Here is a 25,381-nt window from a genome sequence, read left to right as displayed (position 1 = left end):
CATGGCTGCGTGCCACGTCGCCGACGGCCCGCCCGGGCCGATACGTCCTGCGGGTTACGGGATCTCGTAGCCGGCGTTGTCGGTGAAGTCCCGGTCGATGGCGCGGGCGGCCTTCCGCAGGGCTTCCTCGGGGTCGGCGCCGCCGTAGATCGAGTTCAGGGCCGTGTTGAACTTGGCGGTGACCGTGGGGTATCCGGCGGTCACCGGGCGGGTCACGGCGACGCAGGAGGCGGTGATGCCGCTGTCGCCGCACGGCTTGGCCAGCTGGTCGGCGAAGAGCTGCAGCGGGCCGCCCTTCTTGTACAGCTCACTCTTGGCGAGGGCGGACTCGGTCGCGGGCACCGCGCCGTTGGCCTTGGTCATCGCGCCGACGTTGGCGTCGTTCAGCAGGTAGTCCAGGAACGTGCCCGCGGCCTTGCCGTTCTTGCTGTCGGCTCCGATGCCCCAGGCCCACGAGCCCTGACCGGTCTTGGGGCCGTTGCCGAAGTCCGGCAGCGGCAGGACGGCGAGGTCGTCACCGAGCGCCTCGCTGTAGGCGGGGTAGTTCCAGTGGCCGACCCAGCTCAGCGCCACCTTGCCCTTGGCGAAGGCGTTGCCGTCGGTGTTGGGGTCGACGTAGGGCTTCCAGGACTGGAAGGTCTTCATCGCGGAGACGACCTTCGGGGTGTCGAGGGCGCCCTGCGCCTTGCCGTCCTTCAACAGGCCGCCGCCGGCCGACCAGACGATCGGGGAGAAGCCGAAGGTGCCCCACTCCGTGGCCAGGCCGTACTGCTCCGATATGTCGAGGACCTTGCCGTCGGAGTCCTCGCCCTTCAGCGCCTTGAGGGCCTTGCCGAACTCCTCGGCCGTCCAGGCCTCGTCCACGCTCGTCGGGTACTTCACGCCGGCCGCGTCCAGCAGCTTCTTGTTGGCGTACAGGCCGAGCCCGGCGTCGAACATGCCCAGGCCGTAGTGCTTGCCGTCGATCTCGCCCTGCGCCTTGATCGCGTCGGTGGCGTTGGCGAGGGTATCGGCGGAGATGTGGCCGTCGATCGGGGCGAGCTTGCCGTTGTAGACGAAGTTCGCCATCGTCGGGCCGTCGAACTCCAGCACGTCCGGGAGTTCGGAGGCGTCGGTGGTGGTGATGGTCTTGGTGTAGTCCTTCTCCGGGATCAGCTTCAGCTCGGCCTTGACGGCGCTCTGCGAGGAGTTGAAGGACTTCACCGCGTTCTGCAGGGCGGCCGTCTCGTTCGCCTGTCCCTGGTGGGCCCAGACGCTGATGGTGCCCTTGCCGCTGCCCTGTTCGGCGGTGGTGTCGCCGCCGCCACCCCCGCCGCAGGCGGCCAGCGCGGCCAGGGGCAGCAGGGCGAGGGCCGTCAGGCCCGTACGACGGTGTCGTCCGATACCGGTGATCATGGTGGTGCCTCCGTGCGGGGTGTGGGCGTGGTGCGCGGGCGGTGGGGAGGGGGTCGGGGGTGAGCCGGAGCGGCGCCCCGGTGGCGGGCGGGAAAAGAAGCGGACGAAGCTACCGCTGCCGGCCGGGGTCCGGCGGAGCGGTGGTCTCGCGCAGGACGAGACGGATGGGCATCTCGACGGGGCGCGGCGGCCCGGCGTCCGGATCGTCCAGCCGGGCCAGCAGCAGCCGGGCCGCCTCCCGGCCCTGGGCCGCGACCGGCTGGGCCACGGTGGTCAGCCCGACCACCTCGGACAGCTCGTGATCGTCGAAGCCGACCACGGACACGTCCTCCGGGACCCTCAGCCGGTGCCGGCGCAGGGCGCGCAGCGCGCCCATCGCCATCTCGTCGGACTGGGCGAACACGGCGGTCGGCGGGTGGCGCAGCGCCAGCAGCTCGGTCATGGCCCGCTCGCCGCCCTCGACGGTGTAACCACCGTCCGCCTCCAGGGCGGCATCGGGCTCGATCCCGGCGTCGGCCAGCACGTCCAGGTAGCCCTGCCGGCGGTCCAGGGGCGTGGTCCAGTGCAGCGGCTCGCTGGCGCCGGAGATCATGCCGATCCGCCGGTGGCCGAGGTTCACCAGATGCCGTACGGCGCTCTGCGCCCCGCCCCGGTCGTCGATGCCGACCGCCGTGAAACCGGGCCGGGCGCCGCCGACCGTGGTCGCCAGCGGCACGTCGAGGGACCGCAGGGCGGCGGCCTCCTCCGGGTCCGGGATCAGCAGGGACAGCACGGCGTCGACCCGCTTGCGGATCGGCAGCTTGGTGAAGAAGCGCTTGCGTGCCTCCGGTGAGCCGAGGTTGTACAGCAGGACGTCGTAACCGGCGGCGCTGAAGACCGTCTCCGCGGAGTCCAGCACGGTGCCGAAGAACCAGCGGCCGACGTACGGGACGACGACGCCGACGGTGTAGGTGCGCCCGCTGGCCAGGCTGGACGCCGAGCGCGAGGCGGTGTAGCCCAGCTCGGCGGCGGCCTGGACGATCCGGGCCCGCATCTCCTCCGACACCCCGGGGCGACCGCGCAGGGCACGGGACACGGTGGACGCCGAGACCCCGGTGGCCTCGGCGACATCGGTGATGCTGACCGTCACGGGACGCTCCTTGATCGGGTGCACGCCGCGTGTCCGGGGCCCGGAACCGCGTCGGTGCGAGGGGGAGTGACGAGACCGTAAACCCGCCCATCCTGTTGCGCAAGCGTTTGCGTTCAGATTTACTTCGGCTGACTCTCAGAGAAACCCCCGCCAGCCAGAACACAGCGCACACGCTTGAGTGCCGCTGTCGGCAGACAGGACCTGTCCATGCGATACGCGCCGCCCGGCCTCTGCGTGAACGACTTCGACCTTCTGCGCCACGCGGACGGCACCTACACCGCGCTGCACCTCCAGGGCCCGTGGACGACCGAGTTCGACCACCTGCGCATGGAGACCTCCTACGGCCGGGCCACCTCCACCGACCTGGTCCACTGGGAGCCGCAGGGCTCGGCCTTCGGCAACGGCCTGCCGGGCCGCTTCGACCAGCAGGCGGTGTGGACCATGCACGCCTTCCCGCACGGCACCGGCATGGCGATGTTCTACACCGCCGTCTCCGGACTCACCCCCGGCGGCTGGCCGCTGCAGTCGGTCGGCCTGGCCTACTCCGACCGCACCGACGGCACCGGCTGGCGGCGCCACGGTACAGGGCCGGTCGTCGAGGCGGACGGGCGCTGGTACCGCACGGGCGAGCACATGGGCTGGCGCGACCCCTTTGTCGTGCGCGACGACGAGTCCGACGGCTGGGTCATGCTGGTCTGCGCCGCCGACGCCGCCCTGCCCGTCGAGGCCGGCGGCTGCGTCGCCTGGGCCACCTCCGACGACCTGGAGCACTGGACCGTCCACCCACCGCTCGTCTCCCCCGGCGACATCGACGAACTGGAGTGCCCGGTCCTGGAACGCCTCGACGACGGCGGCTGGCTGCTGCTCGGCTCCGTCGGCGCCACCCGGGGCTTCGAGGCGTGGACCGCGCCGCGTCTGCGCGGCCCGTGGAGGCGCCGCGGTCCGCTCGGCCCGACGGGCGCGTACGCCCCGCGCGTCGTCACGGCCCCCGACGGCTCCCGCGTCGTGCTGCACACCACCCCGCGCCGCGTCGGCCTCACCGACACCGGCGACCGCTGCCGCGGCATGCTCGCCCAGCCCAAGTCCCTCGTCGTGCCGCGGGACGCGGCGCCCCGCCTGGAATGGTGGCCGGGCCTGGACCACTGGCTCGGCGAGGAGACCTACGACGCCCCCCTGCACGCCGTCGGCGACGTCGACCTCTCCGGCCGCACCCGGGTCACCCTGCGCACACATGTCCCCGACCAGGACCGGCCCGCGCTCACGGTCGACTGCGACGGCAAGGACCTCCAGGTCACCGGCCCGGACGGCAACGTGCTCGGGGAAACCCTCCTACCGGAACCCGCCGCCTCACTGCGCATCCTGACCGTCGGTGAGTACGTCGAGATCTACGCCGACGGCGTCTTCGTCCTCACCACCCTGTGCTACTCCGGCCGCCCCGCCCCCTGGACGGCCGCCACCGAGGGCGGCGTCCGTCCGGTTCCCGTCCGCCCGGTCCGGCTGCCGGCCGCGCACCGCGACGACGCCTCGGCCGTCTGGCCCGGCCCGTCCGGCGGATGAGGACCGAGGCCGAGCAGGCCCGCGACCGCCGGCCGCGGGCGGCAGCCCCGTCCCACGGGCCGCCATGACACCGTCTCACCCGACGGACGACGTTTCGCCCGCGTTTCCGGAAACGGCTACGCTCCCCTGCGTGGCTGAGATCCGGATTCCCTCTGACATCAAGCCCGCGGACGGACGTTTCGGCGCGGGTCCCTCCAAGGTGCGGACGGAGGCGCTGGACGCCCTCGCCGCGACCGGCACCTCCCTCCTGGGCACCTCCCACCGGCAGGCCCCCGTCAAGAACCTGGTCGGCCAGGTGCGCGAGGGCATCAGCGAGCTGTTCCGGCTCCCCGACGGCTACGAGGTGGTCCTCGGCAACGGCGGCTCCACCGCCTTCTGGGACATCGCGACGCACGGCCTGATCGAGAACAAGTCGCAGCACCTCAGCTTCGGCGAGTTCTCCTCCAAGTTCGCCAAGGCCGCCAAGCTCGCCCCATGGCTCGCCGATCCGGACGTCATCTCCGCCGACCCGGGCACCCACCCGGAGGCGGTCGCCGCGGCGGGCGTGGACGTCTACGCGTTCACCCACAACGAGACCTCCACCGGTGTCGCCATGCCGATCAAGCGCGTGGAAGGCGCCGACGAGGGCGCCCTGGTGCTCGTGGACGCCACCTCCGGCGCCGGCGGCCTGCCCGTCGACATCGCCGAGACGGACGTCTACTACTTCGCCCCGCAGAAGTCCTTCGCCTCCGACGGCGGCCTGTGGATCGGCGTCTTCTCCCCCGCCGCGATCGAGCGCGCCGAGCGCGTCCACGCGTCCGGCCGTCACGTCCCGGAGTTCTTCAGCCTCCCCACGGCGATCGACAACTCCCGCAAGAACCAGACGTACAACACCCCGGCGCTGGCCACCCTCTTCCTGCTGAACCAGCAGCTGGAGTGGATCAACGGCCAGGGCGGCCTGGACTGGTCGGTGCGCCGCACCGCCACGTCCGCGCGGACGCTGTACGGGTGGGCCGAGGACGTCAAGTTCGCGAACCCGTTCGTCACCGACCCGGCCAAGCGCTCGCAGGTCATCGGCACGATCGACTTCACGGACGAGGTCGACGCCGCCGCCGTCGCCAAGGTGCTGCGCGCCAACGGCATCGTCGACACCGAGCCCTACCGCAAGCTCGGCCGCAACCAGCTGCGCGTGGCGATGTTCCCGGCGATCGACCCGGCGGACGTCGAGGCGCTCACCACATGCGTCGACTACGTGATCGACAAGCTCTGACCCCCGCGGGTAGGGGAGTACGGGAGAGGGCGCCCCGCTCGTGCGGGGCGCCCTCTCCCGTACTCCCGCGTGCTCATGCCGGCGCCACGCGGAACCCCACGTCGTCGATCCGGAACATCGGATGGCTCCGGCGGCGTACCGAGGCGCGGCAGCTCCAGTGCTCGTCGGACCAGCCGCCGCCCCGCGGCACCCGGTACGTGCCGTAGACCTCGGGGTCGTAGAGGTCCCAGCACCAGTCCCGGACGTTGCCCAGCATGTCGTGCAGGCCCCGGGCGTTGGGCTCCTTGCCGTCCACGGGGTCGGCGCCGTCCGAGTTGCCGCGGTACCAGGCGATGTCGTCGAGCGGGCCGTAGCGGGGGCCGGTGCCGCCGGCGCGGCAGGCGTGTTCCCACTCGGCCTCGGTCGGCAGCCGGTCGCCGTCGGCGGTGGTGTCCCAGTCGGCGGTTCCGGCATCGGGACGGACCTCGTAGGCGGGGGTGAGGCCCGCGCGCCGGGACAGGGCGTTGCAGAAACGGACGGCGTCCCACCAGGAGACGCCCTCGACCGGGAGCCGGTCGCCGTGGACCGCGCTCGGACGTTCGCCGGTGACCTCGGCGTAGCACGCCTGGGTGACCGGAAACGCCGCCAGGCGCAGCGGTGCGACCCCGACCCGCCAACTGCGCCGCGTCCGCCGGTCCGACAGGGTGACCTGCCCGGACGGGACGGTGATCATCTCGATGTCCGGATCCCCACCCATGATCGGCCACCTACGGGTGCGGGTGCCCGGCCCGGACCGGGCACCCCCCGTCACACCGGTTTCAGCTCGCCGAACAACTCACCCCCGTCACACCCCCGCCCCCGGGGGCACCCCCGAGTCCGAAGCTCGCCGAACCGCCCGCCGGCACGCTCCCGTTGTGAGCGGCGTTGACCGCCGTGACCGTAGCGCCGGTCTGGGTGTGGGTCGCGTTCCACATGTTCGTGACCTTCTGTGACCCGCTCCAGGTCCACGTCACCTTCCAGGACTTGAGCGCGAGCGCGCCCGTGTTGGTCACCTTCACCTCGGCGTTGAAGCCACCGCCCCAGTCGCTGCCGACGGTGTAGGCGGCGGTGCAGGTGGGTGTGGAGCCGCCGGGGTCGCCGGGGCCGCCCGGGCCGGGGCCGGGGGTGCCGGGGGCGAAGCCCGGGGCCTTGACGGGCGCCAGGTACGCGTCTTTCGCCGTGTCGACCGTCTGCCAGTCGTCCTTCAGGATGCCGCCCGTGTCGCCGGAGTTGGGATTCCAGGACCAGAACGTCCAGTGGAAGCTGTCGGCGCCGTGCGCCGATGTCGAGCGCAGGTACTTCACCAGCTCGGACAGCCACGTCCGGTCCACCGCCGGCTGGAGCGTCGTACCGAACTCGCCGAGCCACACCGGGGCGATGTTCTGCTTGAAGACGTAGCCCCAGTACTTGTCCCAGATCCCCGGCATGTTGGCCGGGAAGGACGGGTCGGAGAACCAGGGCTGCTGCGCCACCGACGTCGCGTAGTCGTGCGCCGAGTACACCAGCCGGTTCGGGACGTCCAGCCGGACCGGGTGCTCGGCCACGCCCATGAGGTTGCCGCCCCACCAGCCGTTCACGCCGTTGTACGACTGCACGCCCTCGACCATGATCAACAGCTCCGGGTTGACCGACAGCACCGCGTTGCCCGCGCGCTCGGCGGCCAGGCGCCAGTCGCGGGAGGTGTCTCCACAGCCCCAGCAGGCCGGGTCCCGGGGCTCGTTGTGCAGGTCGATGCCGACCACGGTTGAGTTGCCCCGGTAACGGGCGGCCAGCGCCTTGAGGTTGGCGATCCAGGTCGACTCGGGGACCGCCGAGGTGTACCAGAGGGCCGACTGGCCCGCCGCGTCCGGGCGGTGCCGGTCCAGGACGATCTTGAGGCCGGACTGGCCCGCGTAGGCCACGATCCTGTCCAGGACCTGGAGGGACGTCAGACCGCGCAGGTCGGTGTTCTTGCCGTCGTGACTGATGCTGTCCGGCATGGTGCCGGGCTTGAGGATGTCGTCGCTGTAGGGCATGCGGAGGGTGTTGTAGCCCAGCGACTTCATCTGGTCGATCATGCTTTTGTAGTCCCGGGCCCACAGGCCGTGGACGACGTGGTTGGCGGTCTCGAAGCCGAACCAGTTGATGCCGGCGATACGGACGGGCTGCCCGGCCGCGTCCAGGATCTGCCGGCCGCTGGTGTGCCAGTAGCCGGCACCGGCGGCCTCGGCGGAGACGTCGGCCCGTGCCGACTGCACGCCCGCCAGCGGTAACAGGAGCGCCGCGGCGACACACAGCGCTCTGCGCAGAGTGCGGAACATGGGCTGCTTCCTCTCGGTTCCTCTTGCGGAGGGGGAAGCACGGCACCCGGAACAGAATGGGAGCGCTCCCATGCATGCCGCGCACTTCCCAGGAAACTGACACACCATGAGCACGTCAAGGAGGGCGCGTTCACTCATCACGCCGCTCGGGCCTCCGCAGGGCGCGGCCGCACCGTACGACGAGCCCGCGGTCCGCTACGGCCACGTCCCGGGCTCGGCCCGGCTCGCAGCCGACGAAGACGGATGCCATCCGGTCCGCACGAGCGCGGTGATCCGCTCGACGGCCTCCTCGATCTGAACCAGGCACTGCTGCACTTGGGGCGGGGGTGCGCCAAGAGGGTCCTTCACATCCACATCGCCCATACGGGTCGACACGGCACCACGGCGAGCGGCCGCGCCCTGTACGAGGGCGGCAAACCGTGCGGCCGGATCCAGCGTGCCTGCGGCGTCCTCGGGCCGCACCAGACGGGCGAACTCACGGAAGGTGAACGCACGGGACAACGCGCGCACAGGGGAGAGCCGCACAGCGGCCTCACGATGCTCCCGCGCAGCGCCCAGCACCAGATCCGCGGTCTCGACCATCTCCTCGGTCAGCCGGCGGGAGCCCACCTCGCAGGGCTGCAGGCCACGTGCGGCGAGGAAGGAGGTGACAGCAGCAGCCGTAGGCACACCCGCTACGGCCCGGGTGCCGGCACTGCTCACGTGGATCACTTGCCGATGTTCGAGCAGCCGGTGCCTGAGCAGGCACTCGGCAAGCGGAGAGCGGTAGATATTGCCGGTGCACACCACAAGTACGCGGAACGGGGGCACGCACCCTCCAGGCGGGGAAAAGAGGAGACCAACACGTGCAGCGCGACGCCAGTGTTCATTGACACGGCTCCATCAGGAAAGGCGCCACGTCGGTCGGGTGCGCCCTGTAGTACGCCAGCACCTCCGAACGGGCGACACGTGTCGGATCGCCATGTTCGCCACTACACCACCAGCCAGGGCCGGGCCTTGGCCGACCGGGCGTCGCCGACCAGGGCGGCCACCGCAGGACGACTAGCCGAATGGCACATATCGGGCGCCTTCGTCCCTGGCGGCCGGGACGGTGAACTGCATACGCCATAAGGTGCCTTACTTCCCGAAAATGCTTAACGAGCGGCATCAAGCGCTATATCTGCACATACCGTACTCGCGGGCCGGACCATGCCGTCGCCCGATTCCATTTGAGGAGCGTGAATGCGATGACGGCCTCATCGAAGTGTCGTGCCGCCTTCGCGGCCACGGCAGCCGCCGCTGTCCTGGCCGCAGCCCCAGTCGTAGGGACGCAAGCTGCCCACGCCCAGCCGTATCCACCCGACGCCCCAAGCCTCACCCTCAGCGCCACCACCGTAGATGCAGGAGACGAGCTCAGCTTCACAGGAACCGGGTTCGATCCGAACGAGGGTGTTGTCGCACTCCTGCTCTCGAAACCGATCAAGCTGGGCCGCTTCACCGCCGACAGCAACGGCACGGTGGAGGGAACCGTCACCATCCCCAAGTGGACCGACCCGGGCCAGCACACCTTCCTTCTCAAGGGAAAGGAATCGAAGCTGACCCTCAAAGCCGAGATCACCGTACGCCCGAACAAGCCTCACCTCGCCGACACCGGTGAGGACCGCTCGCCCCTTCTGCTGGGCGGAGCCGCAGGGCTGCTGACGCTCGGAGCCGGCACGATGATGGCCGTCCGGCGACGGAAGCACAACTGACCACCCCGTTCCATCAGGCAGCTGCTGCACCTTGGCCCTGCCTGGGGCCGACAGCGGAGCCCCCGACGCATGACCTCACGGCCTCGGGGCACCCGCTGTCGGCCGCTGCCGCCCTACCCGCCTGAAACAAGCCCCTCCGGGAAGGCGGTCGAAACCCATGCGGCCGGAGCGTGGGCGCCCTTCCGCTGATGGCACCGCGGGGCGATTCGCCTGCGCCCCCCGGCCCCGGCCGCCGTGGAGTCAGTCAGTGCCGCAGCGTGCCGGACTCGAGGTTCTCCACGTACCAGGCGTACGTCCGGGTGATCCCTTCCCGCAGGCCGATACGAGGAGCCCAGCCGAGCGCGGTGAGCCGGGATACGTCAAGGAGCTTGCGCGGAGTACCGTCCGGCTGCTTCGTGTCCCACTCGACGCTCCCCCGGTACCCTGCGACGTCCGCGACGAGCTCCGCCAGTTCCCGGATGGTCAGGTCCGTGCCGGTGCCGACGTTGACCGGGCCGTCCCCGTCGTAGTGCTCGATCAGGTGCAGACACGCCCGTGCCAGATCGTCCGCATGGAGGAACTCACGGCGGGGTGTGCCGCTGCCCCAGTTCACCACCCGTCGCGCACCCGACTTCTTCGCCTCGTGGAAGCGCCGGATCAGGGACGGCAGCACATGAGAGCGCTCGGGGTGGAAGGTGTCACCCGGCCCGTACAGGTTGGTCGGCATGGCGGAGATCCAGGGCAGCCCGTACTGGCGTCGTACCGCCTGCACGTGCAGAATGCCGGCGATCTTGGCGATGGCGTAGGCGTCGTTGGTCGGCTCCAAAGGCCCCGTCAGCAGCGCCTCCTCGCGGATCGGCTGCTCGGCGAACTTCGGGTAGATGCAACTGGACCCCAGGAACAGCAGCCGCTCCACCCCGTGCTCCAGAGCCGCGTCCAGCACGTTCACCTGGATGCGCAGGTTGTCGGAGAGGAACTCGGCGGGCCGGGTGGCGTTCGCCTTGATCCCGCCCACCCGTGCCGCGGCCAGGACCACCACGTCCGGGCGCCTGGCCGCGAACCAGTCGAACACCGCCCGCCGCTCCCTCAGGTCCAGCTCCGCCGAACCGGGCGCGACCACATCGGTGAATCCCTCATGGCGGAGTTCTCTGCGCACTGCCGAACCGGCCAGCCCGGAGCCTCCGGCGACGACCACGCGCGCCGAGCGGTCGAGGGGGCGGTGCACCCTGCCGTCCGGCACCGGGGCAGGGGCTTTCACCACCGAGGCGGCCGGGACGGTGGCACCGGTATCAGTACAGGCGGTCATGGGCCTCGATGCCCTCCTTCGCGGGCGGTGTGTCAAGAGCCGCCGACTCCGCGCACTGTGGGGACGAAACGTCCACGAGCTGGATGGAAATGGTACAACCACTGAAAACGCGACACAACGTCATGAAGCAGACCATAGCGCCGATTTCCGTATTCTTGACAGGTGCCGGAGTTCGGGCCGAGAGGGAGCAGGATGCTGAAGACGAAGATCGCCGACCCCACGAGGCCCGGGACCCTTGCCCACGCGGCTCGCGCCAAGCGCTGGGCCGAACTGCTGCGATGCTTTCCCGACCTGGCCGACATGCATGTTCTCGACCTCGGCGGCACCCCGACCGCCTGGCATGGCCTGCCCGTTCGGCCGGCCCACGTGGTGACCGTCAATCTCGACCCGCGCACGGCCCGGCATGCCGAGTCCGGAATCACGCCCGTCGTCGCGGACGCGTGCAGCCTCTCGCTGCCGACGCACATGGTCACCCGGCGTTCGACCTGGTGTACTCGAACTCCGTCCTGGAGCATGTGGGAGGGCACCACCGACGGAAGCAGTTCGCCGACACGGTGCACAGCCACGCGGACCACCATTGGGTGTAGACCCCCTACCGCTACTTCCCCGTCGAACCCCACTGGCTGTTTCCAGGGCTTCAATGGCTCCCGTTCCCGGCCCGCGTCGCCGTCTCCCGGCGCTGGGGGCATGGACACATCCCACGCGCGGGGCGTGCGCAGGCCACCCGGGACGTCCAGGAGGTCGAGCTGCTGTCCGCAGCCGAGATGCGGTCCTACTTCCCCGCTTCCACCATCTGGTTCGAACGCTTCGCAGGACTTCCCAAGTCCCTCGTCGCCAGGAAGTGAGCCGTGCCCGCCGCTTCCCGCCCCCGCTCAGGCGCCTTCCACCCCGCACAGCCCAGCAAAGGAACCCGCGTGACGGACAAGACCGCGCTCATCACCGGCATCACCGGCCAGGACGGCTCCTACCTCGCAGAACTGCTGCTGGAGAAGGGATACGTGGTGCACGGAATCGTCCGCCGCGCCTCGACCTTCAACACGCAGCGCATCGAGCACCTCTACCGGGATCCGCACGACCCCGAGGCGCGTCTCTTCCTGCACTACGGCGACCTGACCGACGGAACCCGGATCGCGGGGCTGCTGGAGCGGCTGCGCCCCGACGAGGTCTACCATCTGGCCGCCCAGTCCCACGTGCGGGTCTCGTTCGACGAGCCCGAGTTCACCGGGGACGCCACCGGGCTGGGTACCACGCGGTTGCTGGAGGCGATCAGGACAACGGGCCTGCCCTGCCGCTTCTATCAGGCGTCCAGCTCCGAGATGTTCGGTGCCTCCCCGCCGCCCCAGCACGAGGGCACCTCCTTCCACCCCCGCTCCCCGTACGGGGTCGCCAAGGTGTACGCGTACTGGGCGACGCGCAACTACCGGGAGGCGTACGGGATGTTCGCGGTCAACGGCATCCTGTTCAACCACGAGTCTCCTCGCCGCGGCCCGACCTTCGTCACCCGCAAGGTGGCCACGGCCGCCGCACGCATCAAGGCCGGCTTGGAGGACGTGGTCTACCTGGGCAACCTCGACGCCCGGCGGGACTGGGGGTACGCGGCGGAGTACGTCGAGGCGATGTGGCGGATGCTGCAACAGGACGAACCGGACGACTACGTGGTCGCCACCGGCGTCAGCTACAGCGTGCGCGACTTCGTCGAGCAGTGTTTCGCCCATGTCGGCCTCGACTGGCGCGACCATGTGCGGTTCGACGAGCGATACCTGAGGCCGACCGAGGTGGACGACCTCGTCGGAGACGCCTCCAAGGCCGAGCGGGTGCTGGGGTGGCGTCCGACCGTGCGGGCCCCGGAACTGGCCCGGCTGATGGTCGATGCCGAGATCGCGGCCCTGCCCCCGGCGCCTGCCGCTCCCGTCGGCGCACCCGCCGCTCCGACGGCATTGGAGTTGGTCGCTCAGTGACGCGTACAGGGAGCCCGGCCCCACAGAAGGTAGCCGTCCTGATGACCTGTCATAACCGCCGGGACAGAACTCTGGCAGCCCTGGCGTCATTGGACAGGCAGCTCGGACTGCCGCCCAGGACAGCCGTGACCGTGCACCTCGTCGACGCCGGAAGCACCGACGGAACCGGCGCCGCCGTGCGCGCCGCCTTTCCGGGCACCGATGTGGTCAGGACGGATCCCGATGTGTACTGGGGTACGGGCACGGCCATGGCGGCGGCACGAGCGGACCCCGGCGCTCACGTGCTGTGGCTCAACGATGATGTGGTCCTCGCCCCGAACGCGCTCGCCGTGCTGCTGCGCACCGCCGACCCGCTCCAACGGGCGGCCGTGGCCGTCGGCGCCATGCTCTCCGCCGACGGAAGCCGCACCACTTACGGCGGCTACCGGCTCCGTCGCACCCCCTGGCGCCCACCGCGTCTCGAGCGGGTCGAACCAGACCCCCGTAAGCCCCTGGCCTGCGACTCCTGCAACGGCAACGCGGTTCTGGTCACCCATGCGGCACGACGGACACTCGGAGACCTGGACCCTGCCTTCCCGCACCGTATGGGAGACAGCGACTACGGACTGCGGGCACGGAAGGCGGGCATCCCGGTTCTGCTGGCTCCGGGGCACGTGGGTGTCTGTGACGACCATCCGCCGTTCGCCCCCGGCACTTCGCGGGCCACCAGGATCACGGTACGCACGGCGCTGCGTCGGGCGACATCGGTACGGGAACAGCCCCCCGGGCCATGGTGGCGCTTCTGCCGTCGCCATTTCGGGGTCTGGTCGCCGCTCGTCTTCTGTTCCCCGTATGCGAAGACACTGGTCACCGCCGTGCGGACGAGACGGTCTCCGGCCGGCGACGCACCCGCGCCGCCACCCCCACAGCCGGTGTCGAACCATCACCTGCCCCTCTGAAGCACCCCTTCACCGCCACGGCGTGCTGCCGCGTGCTTCCGCCTTCGGCTCATCACCCCCCAGGACGGACCAACGGTGCACGACCTAGCCGTCGCCTCGGACATTACTCAGACCCTCTTCGTCGGACTGGCGCTCTTCGTCGTCCTGTTGTGGATCTTCACCCAGCACTGCAACACCGCCATCGGTCTCCTCCTGGGCGTACAGGTGTGGGTGATCGCCGCGAATGGTGAGATCCCGCTCTTCGATGTCGGCGTCAGCATCCGCCCAAGTGATCTGCTGGCCGCCTGCGCCATGCTGGTGGCCGGCGCCCGGCTACTGCGGCGTGGGGTGGCGCCCCGGGCCGAGTTGGTGCTCGTACTGGCGGTGCTGTTCCTGATCGTATGGTCGATTCAGCGGGGAGTCGGTGCGTGGGGCCTGCCCGCCGCCGCCAATGACGCCCGCGTCTACTTCTGGCAGGTCTTCGCCTCGGTCCTGTATGTGGCGACCGCGCCCCTGCACGCCGGCAGGGCCCGGGCCGTCGTGCGGCTGTGGCTGGTCTCGGCCGCCGCGTACGCCGCACTGAGCCTGGTCGGATGGCTGAACACCGGACTGCATTCGGTCGTCGACGCCGCCACCGTAGGAGGGGAGGTGTACGACCCCAGGCCGGTGCCGGCCAGGTCGGCTCTGGTCCTCGCGCAAAGTGCGGTGCTCCTGCTGTGCCCATGGGGCGGGGACTCGTCCGCCCCGGCCACGACCGCGGAGAACAGCCCGGGAAGAGACCGGCGGGAGCGGAAAGGCCGGCCCGACGGCGCCCGCGGCAAGATCCTGCCGGCGCTACTCTGTCTGGTCTTCGTGGTGCTGCTGCAACACCGGACCGTCTGGGCGATCACCATCGTGATGGCGGTCATGTGGTGGGCGTTGATTCCTGCCCGGGCAGGTCAACGCCTTGCCTCCGCGGCAGCAGCCGCAGTGTCCCTGTGCATCGTCGCACTGGCGTTCACTGCCGGCATGTTCGGCGGGGTCGGCAGCGTCCTCGCCGACTCCTTCGCGGAGACTCAGGACCCGAACAGCACCTTCTCCTGGCGGGTTCTCGGCTGGCAGGAGCTGATGGACGGGCCCAAGACCCTGATCGAATGGCTGCTGGGCAGTCCGTTCGGCGCCGGCTACGACCGGTGGGTCGGAGGCGTGGTGATCTCCGTCTCCCCGCACGACTACTACCTGCACGTCCTGCTTCGCCTGGGCGCGATCGGACTGCTCACGCTGCTGACCTTGTACGTTCTCGTATGGCGGCGGCTCGGTCGCTGCGGGAACGGTACGCCGGCACTGCGTCTGGTGGTCGTCTCCCAGCTCGTACTCTTCGTCTCGTACTCTCCGTTTCCCGAGCAAGGGGTCCTCCTCGGGCTGTGTCTGTGGCAGCTGCGTGCCGACGCGGCAGGCCGGTTCAGCGATGTGCGGAGAAAACCGCTCGTCGCCCAGCAGAGGGGTGACACAGCCGAGAAAGGGGCGAATCAGAGGCACGGTGAATACCAGCAATAAGCGGAAGTAGCCCCGAGAATGGGGCAATGACTTTCCTTCATCGCATCCGTCTCGCCGCACAGAGCATCGGCCTTGATGTGAACCGGTTTCCGCAGTGTTCACTCGACTACCGCGTCGTGCAGCTGATTCACCGCAGCCGCATCGATGTAGTGCTCGATGTGGGGGCGAACCGCGGTCAGTACGGAGCGATGCTGCGGCGGTTCGGATACCGGGGAAGGATCGTCTCCTTCGAGCCGCTCCACGAGCCCTTGCGGACGCTGCGCCGCCGCGCCGCGGCGGACCCGCTGTGGAAAGTGTTTCCGTATGCCCTCGGTGACAAGAATCGCACCGTGAACGTCAACGTAGCCGGTAATGGATGTGCCAGCAGTTCCGTGCTGCCCATGTTGTCCAGGCACGCAGAGGCCTGCCCGGAATCCCGCTACGTGGACGTCCAGGAAGCCGAGCAGTTTCGCCTCGACGCCGTCTGGCCGCGAGTGGCCGGTCCCGAGGAGCGCGTGTTCCTGAAACTGGACGTCCAGGGATATGAAGGAGCCGTCCTGGAAGGAGCCGCGGACCGCGTCGGTCAGTGCACCGGACTCCAGATGGAAGTCTCGTGTGTCCCACTGTACGAGGGAGGTCTGCTCCTGGAAGACGCGCTGGGAATCGCGCAGCGCCGGTACGGGATGACCCTGGCGGCACTGGTGCCCGGCTTCAGCGACAGCCGGACCGGGCAGATGTTGCAGTGCGACGCGGTGTTCCTTCGTGAAGGCGCGCGGGCGGAACGACGCGGAAGCCCGGATGACGGGGCACTCGGCCACCCGTGATCAACGCGGCGGGTCGGACGGATCCGTGGCCGCAGACGACGGGAGAGGGGAAGTGAGCGATCTCCGGCTCCGTAGCAGACCCGTGGCGACAGCAACCGCGAATACGGGAATCCGGCCGCGCAGAAGTACGCACACGAGCACGACCGGCAGTATCGCGACCAGGCCACATCCCAAGGCCGCTGGCGCGGGACGGTCCGCGGAGCCGAGCGCGGCAGCGCCGCCCAATGCCGCCCCGACGGCGAGGTGCACCCCATGCAAACGCAGGGCGGCGCCGGCGCGCATCAGGCCGGACCGGTGCCAGGCCGCCAACTGCACGAGATGGCCCACCCCCTGTCCCGCGGCGGCCGCGGCCGCGACCAGCAGGAGGGCCTGCGCGAACGCGGCCGCGGCAACCCCCGCCACGGTCGCCACGACCGTGACCGTCAGCGTGCCGAGCAGGGCCCGTGGCGCGTTCCGTACCTGGTCGATCAACCCTCCGCAATAGCACAGCAAGGTCATGGCCGCCGTCGCGGACAGGACAGGGACCAGTGCCACGGCCGGCTCCCAGCCCGGCCCCAGCAGCAGGCGGAGGACCGCCGGCCCGATGCCTGCCGTGATGCCGAAGCCGATGAACGCCACGGCCGACGCCGCACACAGCGTTCGCTGCGCGTCCTGGCGGAAACGCAGACCCTCGGCGCGCCGCTCGGCGAGCAGCGGGGTCAAGGCCCAGTTGATCCCTTGATACAGGAACATCAGAAGCAGCCCGGTGAACAAGGATGCTCGGGAGTACGATCCCGCGGCGCCCGGACCGAGCAGCCGGCCCGAAGCCCACAGCGGGATGTTGTTGGTGATGAACTGCCCCAGGCTGTGGCTCGTCATGAATCCGGAAGGGGCGAGGAGATCGCGAGCCCTGACCGGGGGCCCGGGAGGCAGCGGCCGGCGAGTGACCCAGACCGTGCCCACGGACAGGGCCACGGCCGCTGCGACCGGCTGTGCGAGGGCCAGTGCGAAGGGGTTCCAGCCGCACACGAGAAGACCTGCCGCCGTTGCCACCCCCACCGCCTGGCCCAGCGACTCGGTCAGCACGGCCATCGGGGCCGCACCCGCGCGACGCATGGCCGCGACGGTCACATTGGCGCTCGGCTGTACGAGGAACACGCATGCCAGCAGGCGCGCCATGACGGTGAGGTCCGGCATGTGGAAGAAGGAGCCGAAGACCGGGGCCACCGCTTCCACCAGAAGGAAACACACAGCACCGGAGACCATGCCGAGACGCCGGGCGGCGCGCACGAAGGGCAGCGTCAGGCACTCCGACCGGAGCACGCAGGCCGACAGTCCGGCGTTGGCGAAGTAGCCGAAGAACGGCACTACCGTCAGCGTGATGGCGTAGACGCCGTAGGCACGGGCATCCACGGCGCGGGCGGTGTAGGCCGTGTATCCGAGTTGGAGGAGCACGATCACCACGGAGCCGGCGATGTTCCAGCGCAGGCTGATCACGGCTGACCGGGATGCGGTTTCCGAAGATCGGTGCCGGGCGGAGGCGGTCGCACGGTGATCCGCTGGCATGTCCGAGGGTTCACCCGTTCGCGATGCTCTGCCGGGTGAGTTCGCCCGCGCGCAGGCTGGAGAGCGCGTCCACGGCCGGGGCCATCTCAGGGCTCGCCAGGACGATGCATCCCCGCTTCGCGCCGGTCTCGCCGACCGAATCGCTCTTCGGATAGAAGGCCTTCCAGCCCGGGAGCCCGGGAAGGTAGTTCACGTCCAACGGGATTCCGTGGTACGAGGTGAACTGATAACCGGGGTCGCCCGGCACGCGGAAGTCATCGATCATCACGACGGCTCTGCTCCAGTGCGCCTCAATGATCTCCAGTTCCTGGTAGCGAGGTACGTCCTCCTGCCAGTGAGCGTCGAGATAGAAGAGCAGCGCGGGGTTTCCTGGCCGCTTCGAGAGGATGTTCAGCATCTTCCGTGAGTCTGCGTGGTACAGGCGGGTCCCTGGAAGGCTGCGGCATTTCACCGCAGCGTATCTGTAGAACCTCTCTTCGATCTCGGCGGAGTGGACGGGCAGGCCGGAGATGTCACTCAGGAACCTCGTCGTAGTGCCGCGGAAGGAACCGGTCTCGACGATCTCGTCGAAGCTGATCGACGCCAGCAGTTCGCGGATGATCTCCTGTCGCCTGAGCTGCCCATTGAACGGCCCCAGTTCGGGCATGCTCAGGCGTGGGAACAGCAGATCCGTCCGGAAGGAGATCGCGGCAGGCAAGGCGGCGCTGACCCTGATGTAGGCACGCTGTGAAAGGTTCACCGTCCGCTCCGATGTGCCGGGTTGCCGTCCGCCTTCACCACCACCGCGACCATCATGTTGCCGAGCCGGTTCACCGGCCGCAGTACTTGGTAGACGGCTTTCGCCACCGGCAGGCGCCAACGATCCGGAAAGCGGCGTGCCAGCTTTCCGACCACCACGTTGTGGTCCCACATCCTGCGCGGCAGTACGATCGCCTGCTTGCACAGCAGATAGCTGCGGGTGGCCTGGTCCAGGATCGAGCGATTCCATCGGAAGACATAGTTGACGACGTCTCCTTGCCGTTCCCATTCGGTGCCGATGAGCTTTCCCACCAGACCGTCGTGCGGCTCGATCACGATGACGGCCCTCCGGGCCACCCGGAGCATCTCGGTGAAACCCAGAACCGGTCGCGGCAAGTGGTGCAGGCCGTCCTGGACAAGGACCAGGTCGTAACTGGAATCCGGAATCTCGGCCATGTTCTCCGCGTTCAGAGACATGGTTCGAAGTCTTGGTTCCAGGCCGCGGCACACGGCGAGTGTCTCTTCGGACAGATCACTGACCGTGATGTCCGTGAAGCCGTAACGCCTCAGGAAGATGCCCTCTCCGCCCACACCGCCGCAGACGATCAGCACGCTCTGTTTCGCTGGATCGAGCAGTCCTCGAACGCGCAGCATGCGCAGCGCGGTTTGCAGCCGCCGGTCGCGCAGAAAACGGGTCAGCGGATCGCTGGTCACATGGAAGGACCAGTCGTCCCGGATACTGCAGATTTCCGCCATCGCGGCGCGCTGCAAATCAACTCCGCTTTTCACAGCTCCTCCTCCGGGGCGTATGGAATCCCAAGCCCCGGCCAGTCTGTCACGGTCGTATGGAATGGTCCTGACGCACGCGCCGAACTTCCGTTGGGCGGCTGATTTCCCGGCGTCGATGCGCAGTCGGAATGTGGCTCACTGAGTTCTTTCAGCGTTGCCGCTCCAGGGCGAGGACGGCTGCAGTGATTGACGACATGCGATTCGGACTGGCGTGAGGTCGCGGCCCGGTGGGCGCCTGAGGGATGTCGTCACCCACGGCCGGCTCCCATGCGGGCGCGGTCGGCGAGGACCCTCGCGGGTGACGATGAGCATGCTTGACCGCCGGAACCAGCGGACAAAGAATCTCCCGCTCCGGAGGCAACTTGCCCGCTGACTGGCTTTTCAGACGCCCTCTGACAAGCTCCTGCATGGTTGGCCGTGAGATGTCGAGACTTCGGTGCTGCTCGGGGTTCACATCTGCCGTGCCGATTGTCGCAGGGCGTCGTCAGCCGAACACCGCGAGACGGGGATCAGGCAACAGCCGCCTCGACGATCAAGGCGAATTGGGGCCGGGACTCCAGGTTCCGGAGTTCAGGATCATCGCTCTGGCCGGGTGCGTAACGACGGACGGCGGAGAAACCAGCTGACCGGAGCTCCGCCTCCACCGCCTCGAAGTCCCACAGGAATCCGGCGTGATGGCCGCAGTCCTGGAAGGTCATGCGCAGCAGATCAACCGGATGCTCGGCCTGGTACCCCCTCCGCCGGCACTCCTCCATCTCCCGTCGCGTCTCGTCGTCACGTGCCAGGTACAGCCGCACAGCGTGCTCGACATCGGGTGTCGACAGCCGGATGCGCCCACCAGGTGCCAGAACGCGCCGGGCTTCACGGAACATGCGGCGGGCAGGCTCGAGGCGGATGTGCTCGATCATGTTGTCGGAGTAGATGTGACTCGCCGAGCCGGAGCGGACGGGCCACGTCTTGGTGGCATCCAGATAAGACCGTGTGTGCCAGCAGACATCGGTGCAGATCCAGCCGGGCCGACGGCTCCGGAAGCCGCCCACTTCGATCTTTAGGAGGGGCCCTGACCTGGCCGCATACGCGAACCGGGCCTTGGCGACGGGGCGGTTGACGACGCCGATGACCGACCTGGCAACGCTTTTCGCAACAGACACGCGAGCGACGCTACAGCGCTGCCTCGGACCGGTTTCGGTGCCACACCTGGCATGCGGCATGCATCACCCGCCCGGTCGTCCGGCACGCAGCCTGTTGGTATTTGTCCAGCTCATCGGGGCCGGCACTCGCCCTCGGCAAGGTGCCCGGTCCCGGCGTGAGCCGATGAGCACCGCGGGTGCGACCGCCGCCATGCGCTGCGGCTCCAGGCCACCCGATTCGATCTGCGACACGGGGCTTTTCAGCGTGGCCACTGATCGGGTCGAGCGGGTGTGGCCCGTCTGAAGTCCTGGCGGGCATTCCGCGGAGCCCGGTGCAGCCGAATCGCATGTCGCCAATCACCGCAGCCGTCCTCGCCCTGGAGCGGCAACGCTGAGAAGGCTCACTGCCTCACCACAGCTTGTCCGCCGCGGGTTTTCGGGTCTCGCTGAGCAGCCGGAGCAGCCCTTCACAGAAACGCGTGGCCATGGCGTCGGTCGTGTAGGCGGCGGCGTCCTCCCGGCAGCGCGCTCGGAGGGAGGCGAGACGGGCCTGGTCGGTCAGCAGCGCCTGCACCGCCGCCGCGTACGCCGTCGGGTCGTCGGACGTGATGACGGCGTTGTGTCCGTTCCTCAGGTATTCGAACTCCGGTGCGTGCCAGGGCCAGTCCGTGGTGATTACAGGGGTCCGCAGAACGAACGAGTCCACCGCGCACAGCCCCACCCTGCCCGGCATCAGCATGACGTCCGACACCGCTCCGAGCAGCGCTACCTGGCTTCCCGTCATATGCCCCAGGGGGACCACCGGGCTCTTGGCCGTGGAGGCCATGGCCTCGACCAAGGGCCGATCGGCACCGTCCCCCGCCACGAGCAGCCGGAATCCCGGCAGGGCGCGGGCGATGCGCCCAGCAGACTCCAGCAGCAGGGGGATTCGCTTGGGAGCGTCCAGCCCGCCCACGAACAGGGCTGTCCGTCCGGGCAGCAACCCGTGGCGCGACCGCAGGGCGGCCGCTTCGGCGAACTCCTGGGTCCCGGGCGTTCCCGCGCGCTCGCGGGCCTGGGCGAGCGCTACGGTGTCCACGCAGTTGCGCACCACGGTGATGCGCCGGCGTGGAAAGCCGCCGGAGGCGAGGTGGTCGGCTCCGCCCTCGGTGTAGGCGAAGAACCAGGAGGCGCGCCGGGTGAGGGCGTCCTTGGCGGCGGTCTCGATGCGGCTCACCGGCTTGGTGTAGGTACGGCCGTGGCCCCACAGGGCGACACGCGGAGTGAGACCACCGGTCATGCGCGCCTGCCGAAGAAGCAGCGGATACGTTTCGAGATTGCGCAACGCCTGTTCCAGTACGACGACGTCGGCGGAGGCCGCTCGCCGTTGCACCTGCTGCCAGACGAGTGACCGGCCTCCGGGTACGCCGAGACGGCGCACCGGGACCTCGATCGCGCCCGAGCAGTGCGAAGCGTCCTGTCGTGCCACGTGAGAGGGGGGCGGAGGACCGTGCAGCACGTCCAAGGCGCACCCTTCGGCCTGAAGATCACTCCTGAGACGTTCGAAGAATGCGGTCCGGTAGCTGGGGATGTAGGGCTGGACGATCACGATCCTCGGGTGGTGGCCGGCCTTCAGCACGTCGTGCCCCTCGCTGTGCTCGCCCGGCCGACGACGGCCGGGGCGGGCCGGAGGGCGGCACGGTGCGCGAGAGCGGCGGCGTACACGGCCTCGATGCGCTCGGCCCAGACCTGTTCCGTGTAATGACGCAGGAACACGTCCCGGCAGTGCGGGCGCAGCGAAGGGAAGCACTCGGCGGCGCGGCGGAGGACGGCGCCCAGTGGTTCGTTCCAGTGCACCACCGTGCCTGTGCCCTGTTCCCGCACCGAGTCCGCGACGGCTGAACCGGCGAACGCCAGTACCGGTAGTCCGGCGGCCAGTGCCTCGGGATAGATCAGGGGGGCGCCTTCCAGCCAGCGACTGGGGAAGACCAGACCCCGCCAGGAAGACAGGCGCTGCCGGAGGTCGGCGTGTTCGAGCGCTCCGAGGAAGCGGACCGCCCTCGGTGCGGCCCGGCGGCAGTCGTCGAGCAGGGGGCCATCGCCCACCACGTCCAGCCGCTCTCCGGCCGGCCAGCGGGCCAGCAGCTCCATCAGGCCCTTCTCCGGGCTCAGACGCCCGGCGAAGACCCAGGCGGCTTCATTCGTGCCCGTACGGTGCCGGAACGTCTCCGCGGGGCCTGGGAGTGCGGGGTCGGTGGTGGAGTTCGGCACGAGGTCCAGCCGTCCCGGTTCGATCCCGGCACGGATGTACATCCGGCGGCTGGTCGCGGACAGCACCACGACACGGTCCGCGCGACGCAGCAGTGGATGGGCGGCGGCTCCGCGGCGCCCGGCCCACGCCAGTGGCGCGGTGGCCACGGACGAGCCGCGGTAGCAGCCGTTCCGCAGCCCGGCCCACCGGTCGCCGTCGGGGCACCGGGTGCACATCGCTCCGTGCCGGTACAGCGTGGCGGCGGCGCACAGCGGCCGGTAGTTGTGCACCGTGGCGACGACCGGTCCGTCCCAGCGCCGCAGCCAGGAGTTCCCGTAGTTGGGGAAGAGGTTGTGCACATGGACCACGTCCGGACGCAGCCTCCGCAGGTCGGCCAGGGGGGAACGGCCTCGCCCGCTACTCACGGTGGCGGCGGCCCGCAATGGGTAGAACCGGGAGCGGCCGAGTTCGTCGGTGTGCGCGGCCACGAGGTGCGCCTCGTGACCCGCTCCGGCGAGGGCTGCCAGCTGATCGGCCACGGCCTGGTTCTCGCCGCTGGGAGTGGCCGAACTGTAGAAGCTGTGCACCACGGCGACGCGCAAGGGCGAGGAGCCGTGCCGCAAAGCCGTGCCGGGAGCCATCAGCCGCGCGTGAGCGTGTAGTTGCGCGCCTCCGCGTGGCGCACGACGTAACCGGCGTCCTCCAGTAGGCGGAGCCGTCGGCGCAGGGCCCAGGGGCTTTGCGGAGTGTCGAATTCGATGCAGAGAACTCGCGGCAGTGTGCCCTCGGCGAGAATCCGGTCAAGCACTGGTTCCTCGGCTCCTTCGATGTCCATTTTCAGCAGGTCGACCCGCTGGTGTCCCAGCTTCCTCATGAAGGTGGTCAATGTGTGGCACTGGGCGTCGAACCCAGGCCCCTGACCACGGACCTCGGTCGCGGAGTGGGACACGTGCGCGGGATCGGCGGGTGGATGGAAGTGCAGCACCGCGTCCTCCTTCCACAACCCGAAGGGGAGGAAATGCCATCGCGGTTCGGTGACTCCTCCGGCGAACGCGACCGAGCGGGGTGTGGGGTCCATGGCCCAGACCTCACACCCGAAGCGCCGGATGAGGGCGAGGTCGAAACTGACGTCCTCGCCGACACCTGCCGCGTAGACGACGGAATCCTCACCGATCAGGTCGGTGGGGACCCACCACCCTCCGTATGCGCTGCCGAACCGCTCCAGACCGTGACCCGGGAGAATCCGGGTCAGCCAGGGCACGACGGCCTCCGCGGTCTTCAGCTTGATCCGCCGGGTGAGGTGTGCCGCCGCCATGTGCGTCACACGCGTTCCGTGGCGACGAGGCCGAAGGTCGTCGGCGGGAAGAGGCGCTCTCCGACGGCCTGAAGCAACCCCGACTGGGTGGACCAGTAACGCCGGACCTCCACCGTCGCGAAGGCCGGTGCGAGCAGGTCCCGCAGGGCTTCCTCGTCGACGCCGTCGCGGACGACGTGGTACTCGACCATGTCGGCCTCATTGGCGTCGTCGTAGACGCCGCGTAGCCGGCGCAGGCGGGTGGCGAGGCCGCGGCGGAGCTGACCCTGGCCGAGGCGCCAGAGGAAGTACGCGTTCCGGTCCAGACTCAGCGACACCCGTGACCGGCGCGGGTACCACAGGGGATCCTGGACACTGAGGAACGCGCCGCCGGGAACGATGCGCTCGATGAGCTGCCTGACAGTGCCCAGGTAGTCGGGGATGTGGTGCAGCACGGAGATGCACACCACGGCGTCGAGCGGCCCGGCCTGGCAGGCCGCGGTGCCGTCCTTGTCGTGGATCACGGTGACCTGCGGATTGCGGTGGAAGCGGCTCCGGAGGAAGCGGACGCTCGGCTCGCTCATCTCCGTCACCGTGACCTGCGCGCCCGCGGCCACGAGATGATCGGTGAAGGTGCCGTGTCCGGCTCCCAGTTCGAGCACCCGGCACTGCCCGTTCCGGTCGGTGACCTGTTGGACCAGGGTGTGGAGGTCTCCGATCAGCCGGTCGCGAATCGTGTGGTGGCGAATGTGGGGGGAGCCCGCCGCGTAGTCGTGCCCGACTCCGTGCTCGCGCTCTTGCAGATCCCCCATCGAGGGTGTGACCGGAGTGATCGTCATGGCCGTACCTTAGGAACGATGTCGGGATTTTCCCGGCCTTGGCCGACGAGTCGGCCCGAATTCAGGCGATCGGATGCCGCGTGTACCGCACCGCTGTCCGCTCGCACCGGGCGTGACGCCTGGCGCACCACCCCGTGGACGAAGCGCGCGTTGCCGAACAGGTACCGGCGCCACAGGCGGCGTGGTTCACAGCCGAGCCGGAACAGCCATTCCAGCCCGCTGTGCCGCATCCAGTGCGGTGCCTGCGGCTTGTTGCCGGCGATGAAGTCGAAGGCCGCGCCCACGGCCACGGCCACCACCGGCAGGGCGTCGCACAGTTCGGCGGCCCAGCGGTCCTGCTTCGGCGTGCCGAGTCCGACCCAGACGATGTCCGCCTCGGCGGAACGGATTTCCTCCACCTGCTGCCGCCATTCGTGGACGTGCAGGGGTCGGAAGGGCGGGGAGCAGGTGCCGACGATCCGCGCCCCGGGATAGCGCCGCCGCAGCTCCTGGTGGAGTGCGTCGAGCACCTGGGGCGTGGAGCCGAGAAGGTAGTGGTTCAGATCCGTGTGCTGAGTCAGGGCGAAGACGTCCGTGAGGAGGTCGGGGCCATAGACACGCGTGCCCGGCAGTGCGGCGCTCGGATGCAGCAGTCGGTTGGCCCACACGACCGGCTGCCCGTCGGGGAGGTTGAGGGCGGCCGAGCGGAGGATGCCGCGCAGTTCGGGGTCCCGGTCGGCCAGCGCGAGCGTGTAGGCGTTGGACAGGTGTACGTCACTGCCGCGCCGGATGCCGGAGGCGCCGGGTCCGTCGGTGAGCCCATGGCGTGCCTCGCGCATCCGGCCGGCCAGGTGCACGACATGGCCGGCCGCACTGTCGCGGGTGTGCGCGGTGATGGGCACACCGAGGCACTCGATCACGGGAGCCGCCGTCACCGCTGTCGTTCGACTGCTCGGAGGG

The 25,381-nt window shown here is 69.6% G+C and carries 22 protein-coding genes; 7 read left to right on the top strand and 15 right to left on the bottom strand.

Annotated features, from left to right (window positions below):
* Nucleotides 1-54 precede the first annotated feature (54 nt).
* Both QNO09_RS21800 and QNO09_RS21795 read right to left on the bottom strand, forming a co-directional pair.
* Nucleotides 55-1,395 carry an ABC transporter substrate-binding protein gene (locus QNO09_RS21800; protein WP_283971909.1) on the bottom strand — a complete coding sequence of 447 codons (1,341 nt, stop codon included), beginning with the start codon at nt 1,393-1,395 and terminating at the stop codon, nt 55-57.
* A gap of 109 nt (nt 1,396-1,504) precedes the next feature.
* On the bottom strand, nt 1,505-2,524 hold the full coding sequence (locus QNO09_RS21795; protein ID WP_283971908.1) for a LacI family DNA-binding transcriptional regulator: 1,020 nt from the start codon (nt 2,522-2,524) through the stop codon (nt 1,505-1,507).
* 207 nt (nt 2,525-2,731) lie between these two features.
* On the opposite strand from QNO09_RS21795, the gene QNO09_RS21790 reads away from it, so the two are divergent.
* Nucleotides 2,732-4,081, top strand: coding sequence for a glycoside hydrolase family protein (locus tag QNO09_RS21790; protein WP_283971907.1), 1,350 nt, complete (start codon nt 2,732-2,734; stop codon nt 4,079-4,081).
* Between the two features lie 130 nt (nt 4,082-4,211).
* Nucleotides 4,212-5,330 (top strand): phosphoserine transaminase, encoded by a 1,119-nt coding sequence (gene serC, locus QNO09_RS21785; RefSeq protein WP_283971906.1) that lies wholly within the window; start codon nt 4,212-4,214, stop codon nt 5,328-5,330.
* Between the two features lie 73 nt (nt 5,331-5,403).
* Here the strand turns inward: serC and QNO09_RS21780 are convergent, their stop codons facing one another.
* From QNO09_RS21780 to QNO09_RS21770, 3 genes are all read right to left on the bottom strand, one after another.
* A complete protein-coding gene (locus QNO09_RS21780) occupies nt 5,404-6,066 on the bottom strand; it encodes a formylglycine-generating enzyme family protein (RefSeq protein ID WP_283971905.1) in 663 nt (220 codons plus the stop codon).
* A gap of 61 nt (nt 6,067-6,127) precedes the next feature.
* A complete protein-coding gene (locus QNO09_RS21775; RefSeq protein WP_283971904.1) occupies nt 6,128-7,648 on the bottom strand; it encodes a cellulase family glycosylhydrolase in 1,521 nt (506 codons plus the stop codon).
* A gap of 195 nt (nt 7,649-7,843) precedes the next feature.
* Nucleotides 7,844-8,458 carry an arsenate reductase/protein-tyrosine-phosphatase family protein gene (locus QNO09_RS21770; protein WP_283971903.1) on the bottom strand — a complete coding sequence of 205 codons (615 nt, stop codon included), beginning with the start codon at nt 8,456-8,458 and terminating at the stop codon, nt 7,844-7,846.
* 416 nt (nt 8,459-8,874) lie between these two features.
* Here QNO09_RS21770 and QNO09_RS21765 point away from each other — a divergent pair, with 416 nt between their 5' ends.
* The gene (locus tag QNO09_RS21765; protein WP_283971902.1) at nt 8,875-9,378 is read left to right on the top strand and encodes an LPXTG cell wall anchor domain-containing protein; all 504 of its coding nucleotides are present in this window, start codon (nt 8,875-8,877) and stop codon (nt 9,376-9,378) included.
* Nucleotides 9,379-9,622: 244 nt separating this feature from the next.
* On the opposite strand, the gene QNO09_RS21760 is transcribed toward QNO09_RS21765, so the two are convergent.
* Nucleotides 9,623-10,615: a GDP-L-fucose synthase family protein gene (locus tag QNO09_RS21760; protein ID WP_502962334.1), complete on the bottom strand. Its 993-nt coding sequence runs from the start codon at nt 10,613-10,615 to the stop codon at nt 9,623-9,625.
* 962 nt (nt 10,616-11,577) lie between these two features.
* Between QNO09_RS21760 and gmd the strand changes: the two genes are divergently transcribed.
* From gmd to QNO09_RS21740, 4 genes are all read left to right on the top strand, one after another.
* Nucleotides 11,578-12,621 (top strand): GDP-mannose 4,6-dehydratase, encoded by a 1,044-nt coding sequence (gene gmd / locus QNO09_RS21755; RefSeq protein WP_283971900.1) that lies wholly within the window; start codon nt 11,578-11,580, stop codon nt 12,619-12,621.
* On the top strand, nt 12,618-13,559 hold the full coding sequence (locus tag QNO09_RS21750; RefSeq protein ID WP_283971899.1) for a glycosyltransferase family 2 protein: 942 nt from the start codon (nt 12,618-12,620) through the stop codon (nt 13,557-13,559). Before gmd ends, QNO09_RS21750 begins: the two co-directional genes overlap by 4 nt.
* Before the next feature lie 75 nt (nt 13,560-13,634).
* Nucleotides 13,635-15,074 (top strand): hypothetical protein, encoded by a 1,440-nt coding sequence (locus QNO09_RS21745; protein WP_283971898.1) that lies wholly within the window; start codon nt 13,635-13,637, stop codon nt 15,072-15,074.
* A 26-nt stretch (nt 15,075-15,100) separates the two neighbouring features.
* Nucleotides 15,101-15,877, top strand: coding sequence for an FkbM family methyltransferase (locus QNO09_RS21740; RefSeq protein ID WP_283971897.1), 777 nt, complete (start codon nt 15,101-15,103; stop codon nt 15,875-15,877).
* Here QNO09_RS21740 and QNO09_RS21735 read toward each other — a convergent pair whose 3' ends face one another.
* The 9 genes from QNO09_RS21735 to QNO09_RS21695 all read right to left on the bottom strand — a co-directional run bounded on the left by QNO09_RS21735 (nt 15,878) and on the right by QNO09_RS21695 (nt 25,341).
* Nucleotides 15,878-17,422, bottom strand: a complete 1,545-nt coding sequence (locus QNO09_RS21735) for an oligosaccharide flippase family protein (RefSeq protein WP_283971896.1) — start codon at nt 17,420-17,422, stop codon at nt 15,878-15,880.
* Nucleotides 17,423-17,432: 10 nt separating this feature from the next.
* Nucleotides 17,433-18,161: a hypothetical protein gene (locus QNO09_RS21730; RefSeq protein WP_283971895.1), complete on the bottom strand. Its 729-nt coding sequence runs from the start codon at nt 18,159-18,161 to the stop codon at nt 17,433-17,435.
* Complete coding sequence (locus tag QNO09_RS21725) at nt 18,158-18,949, bottom strand: class I SAM-dependent methyltransferase (protein WP_283971894.1); 792 nt, start codon at nt 18,947-18,949, stop codon at nt 18,158-18,160. Before QNO09_RS21725 ends, QNO09_RS21730 begins: the two co-directional genes overlap by 4 nt.
* A 509-nt stretch (nt 18,950-19,458) precedes the next feature.
* Nucleotides 19,459-20,160, bottom strand: a complete 702-nt coding sequence (locus QNO09_RS21720; protein ID WP_283971893.1) for a class I SAM-dependent methyltransferase — start codon at nt 20,158-20,160, stop codon at nt 19,459-19,461.
* A 328-nt stretch (nt 20,161-20,488) separates the two neighbouring features.
* Nucleotides 20,489-21,547 (bottom strand): glycosyltransferase family 4 protein, encoded by a 1,059-nt coding sequence (locus QNO09_RS21715; RefSeq protein WP_283971892.1) that lies wholly within the window; start codon nt 21,545-21,547, stop codon nt 20,489-20,491.
* 143 nt (nt 21,548-21,690) lie between these two features.
* Nucleotides 21,691-22,950, bottom strand: coding sequence for a glycosyltransferase family 4 protein (locus QNO09_RS21710; RefSeq protein ID WP_283971891.1), 1,260 nt, complete (start codon nt 22,948-22,950; stop codon nt 21,691-21,693).
* Nucleotides 22,950-23,624 (bottom strand): FkbM family methyltransferase, encoded by a 675-nt coding sequence (locus QNO09_RS21705; RefSeq protein ID WP_283972016.1) that lies wholly within the window; start codon nt 23,622-23,624, stop codon nt 22,950-22,952. Before QNO09_RS21705 ends, QNO09_RS21710 begins: the two co-directional genes overlap by 1 nt.
* A gap of 5 nt (nt 23,625-23,629) precedes the next feature.
* Nucleotides 23,630-24,442, bottom strand: coding sequence for a class I SAM-dependent methyltransferase (locus QNO09_RS21700; protein ID WP_283971890.1), 813 nt, complete (start codon nt 24,440-24,442; stop codon nt 23,630-23,632).
* Nucleotides 24,439-25,341: a WecB/TagA/CpsF family glycosyltransferase gene (locus QNO09_RS21695; protein WP_283971889.1), complete on the bottom strand. Its 903-nt coding sequence runs from the start codon at nt 25,339-25,341 to the stop codon at nt 24,439-24,441. The genes QNO09_RS21700 and QNO09_RS21695 overlap by 4 nt, the downstream gene beginning before the upstream one ends.
* Between the last annotated feature and the right edge of the window lie 40 nt (nt 25,342-25,381).

It is taken from the genome of Streptomyces sp. 378 (genome assembly GCF_030124145.1).
Lineage (GTDB): Bacteria > Actinomycetota > Actinomycetes > Streptomycetales > Streptomycetaceae > Streptomyces.
The sequence above is the reverse complement of the archived record's forward strand: the minus strand, read 5'-3'. Positions and strand labels throughout refer to the sequence as shown.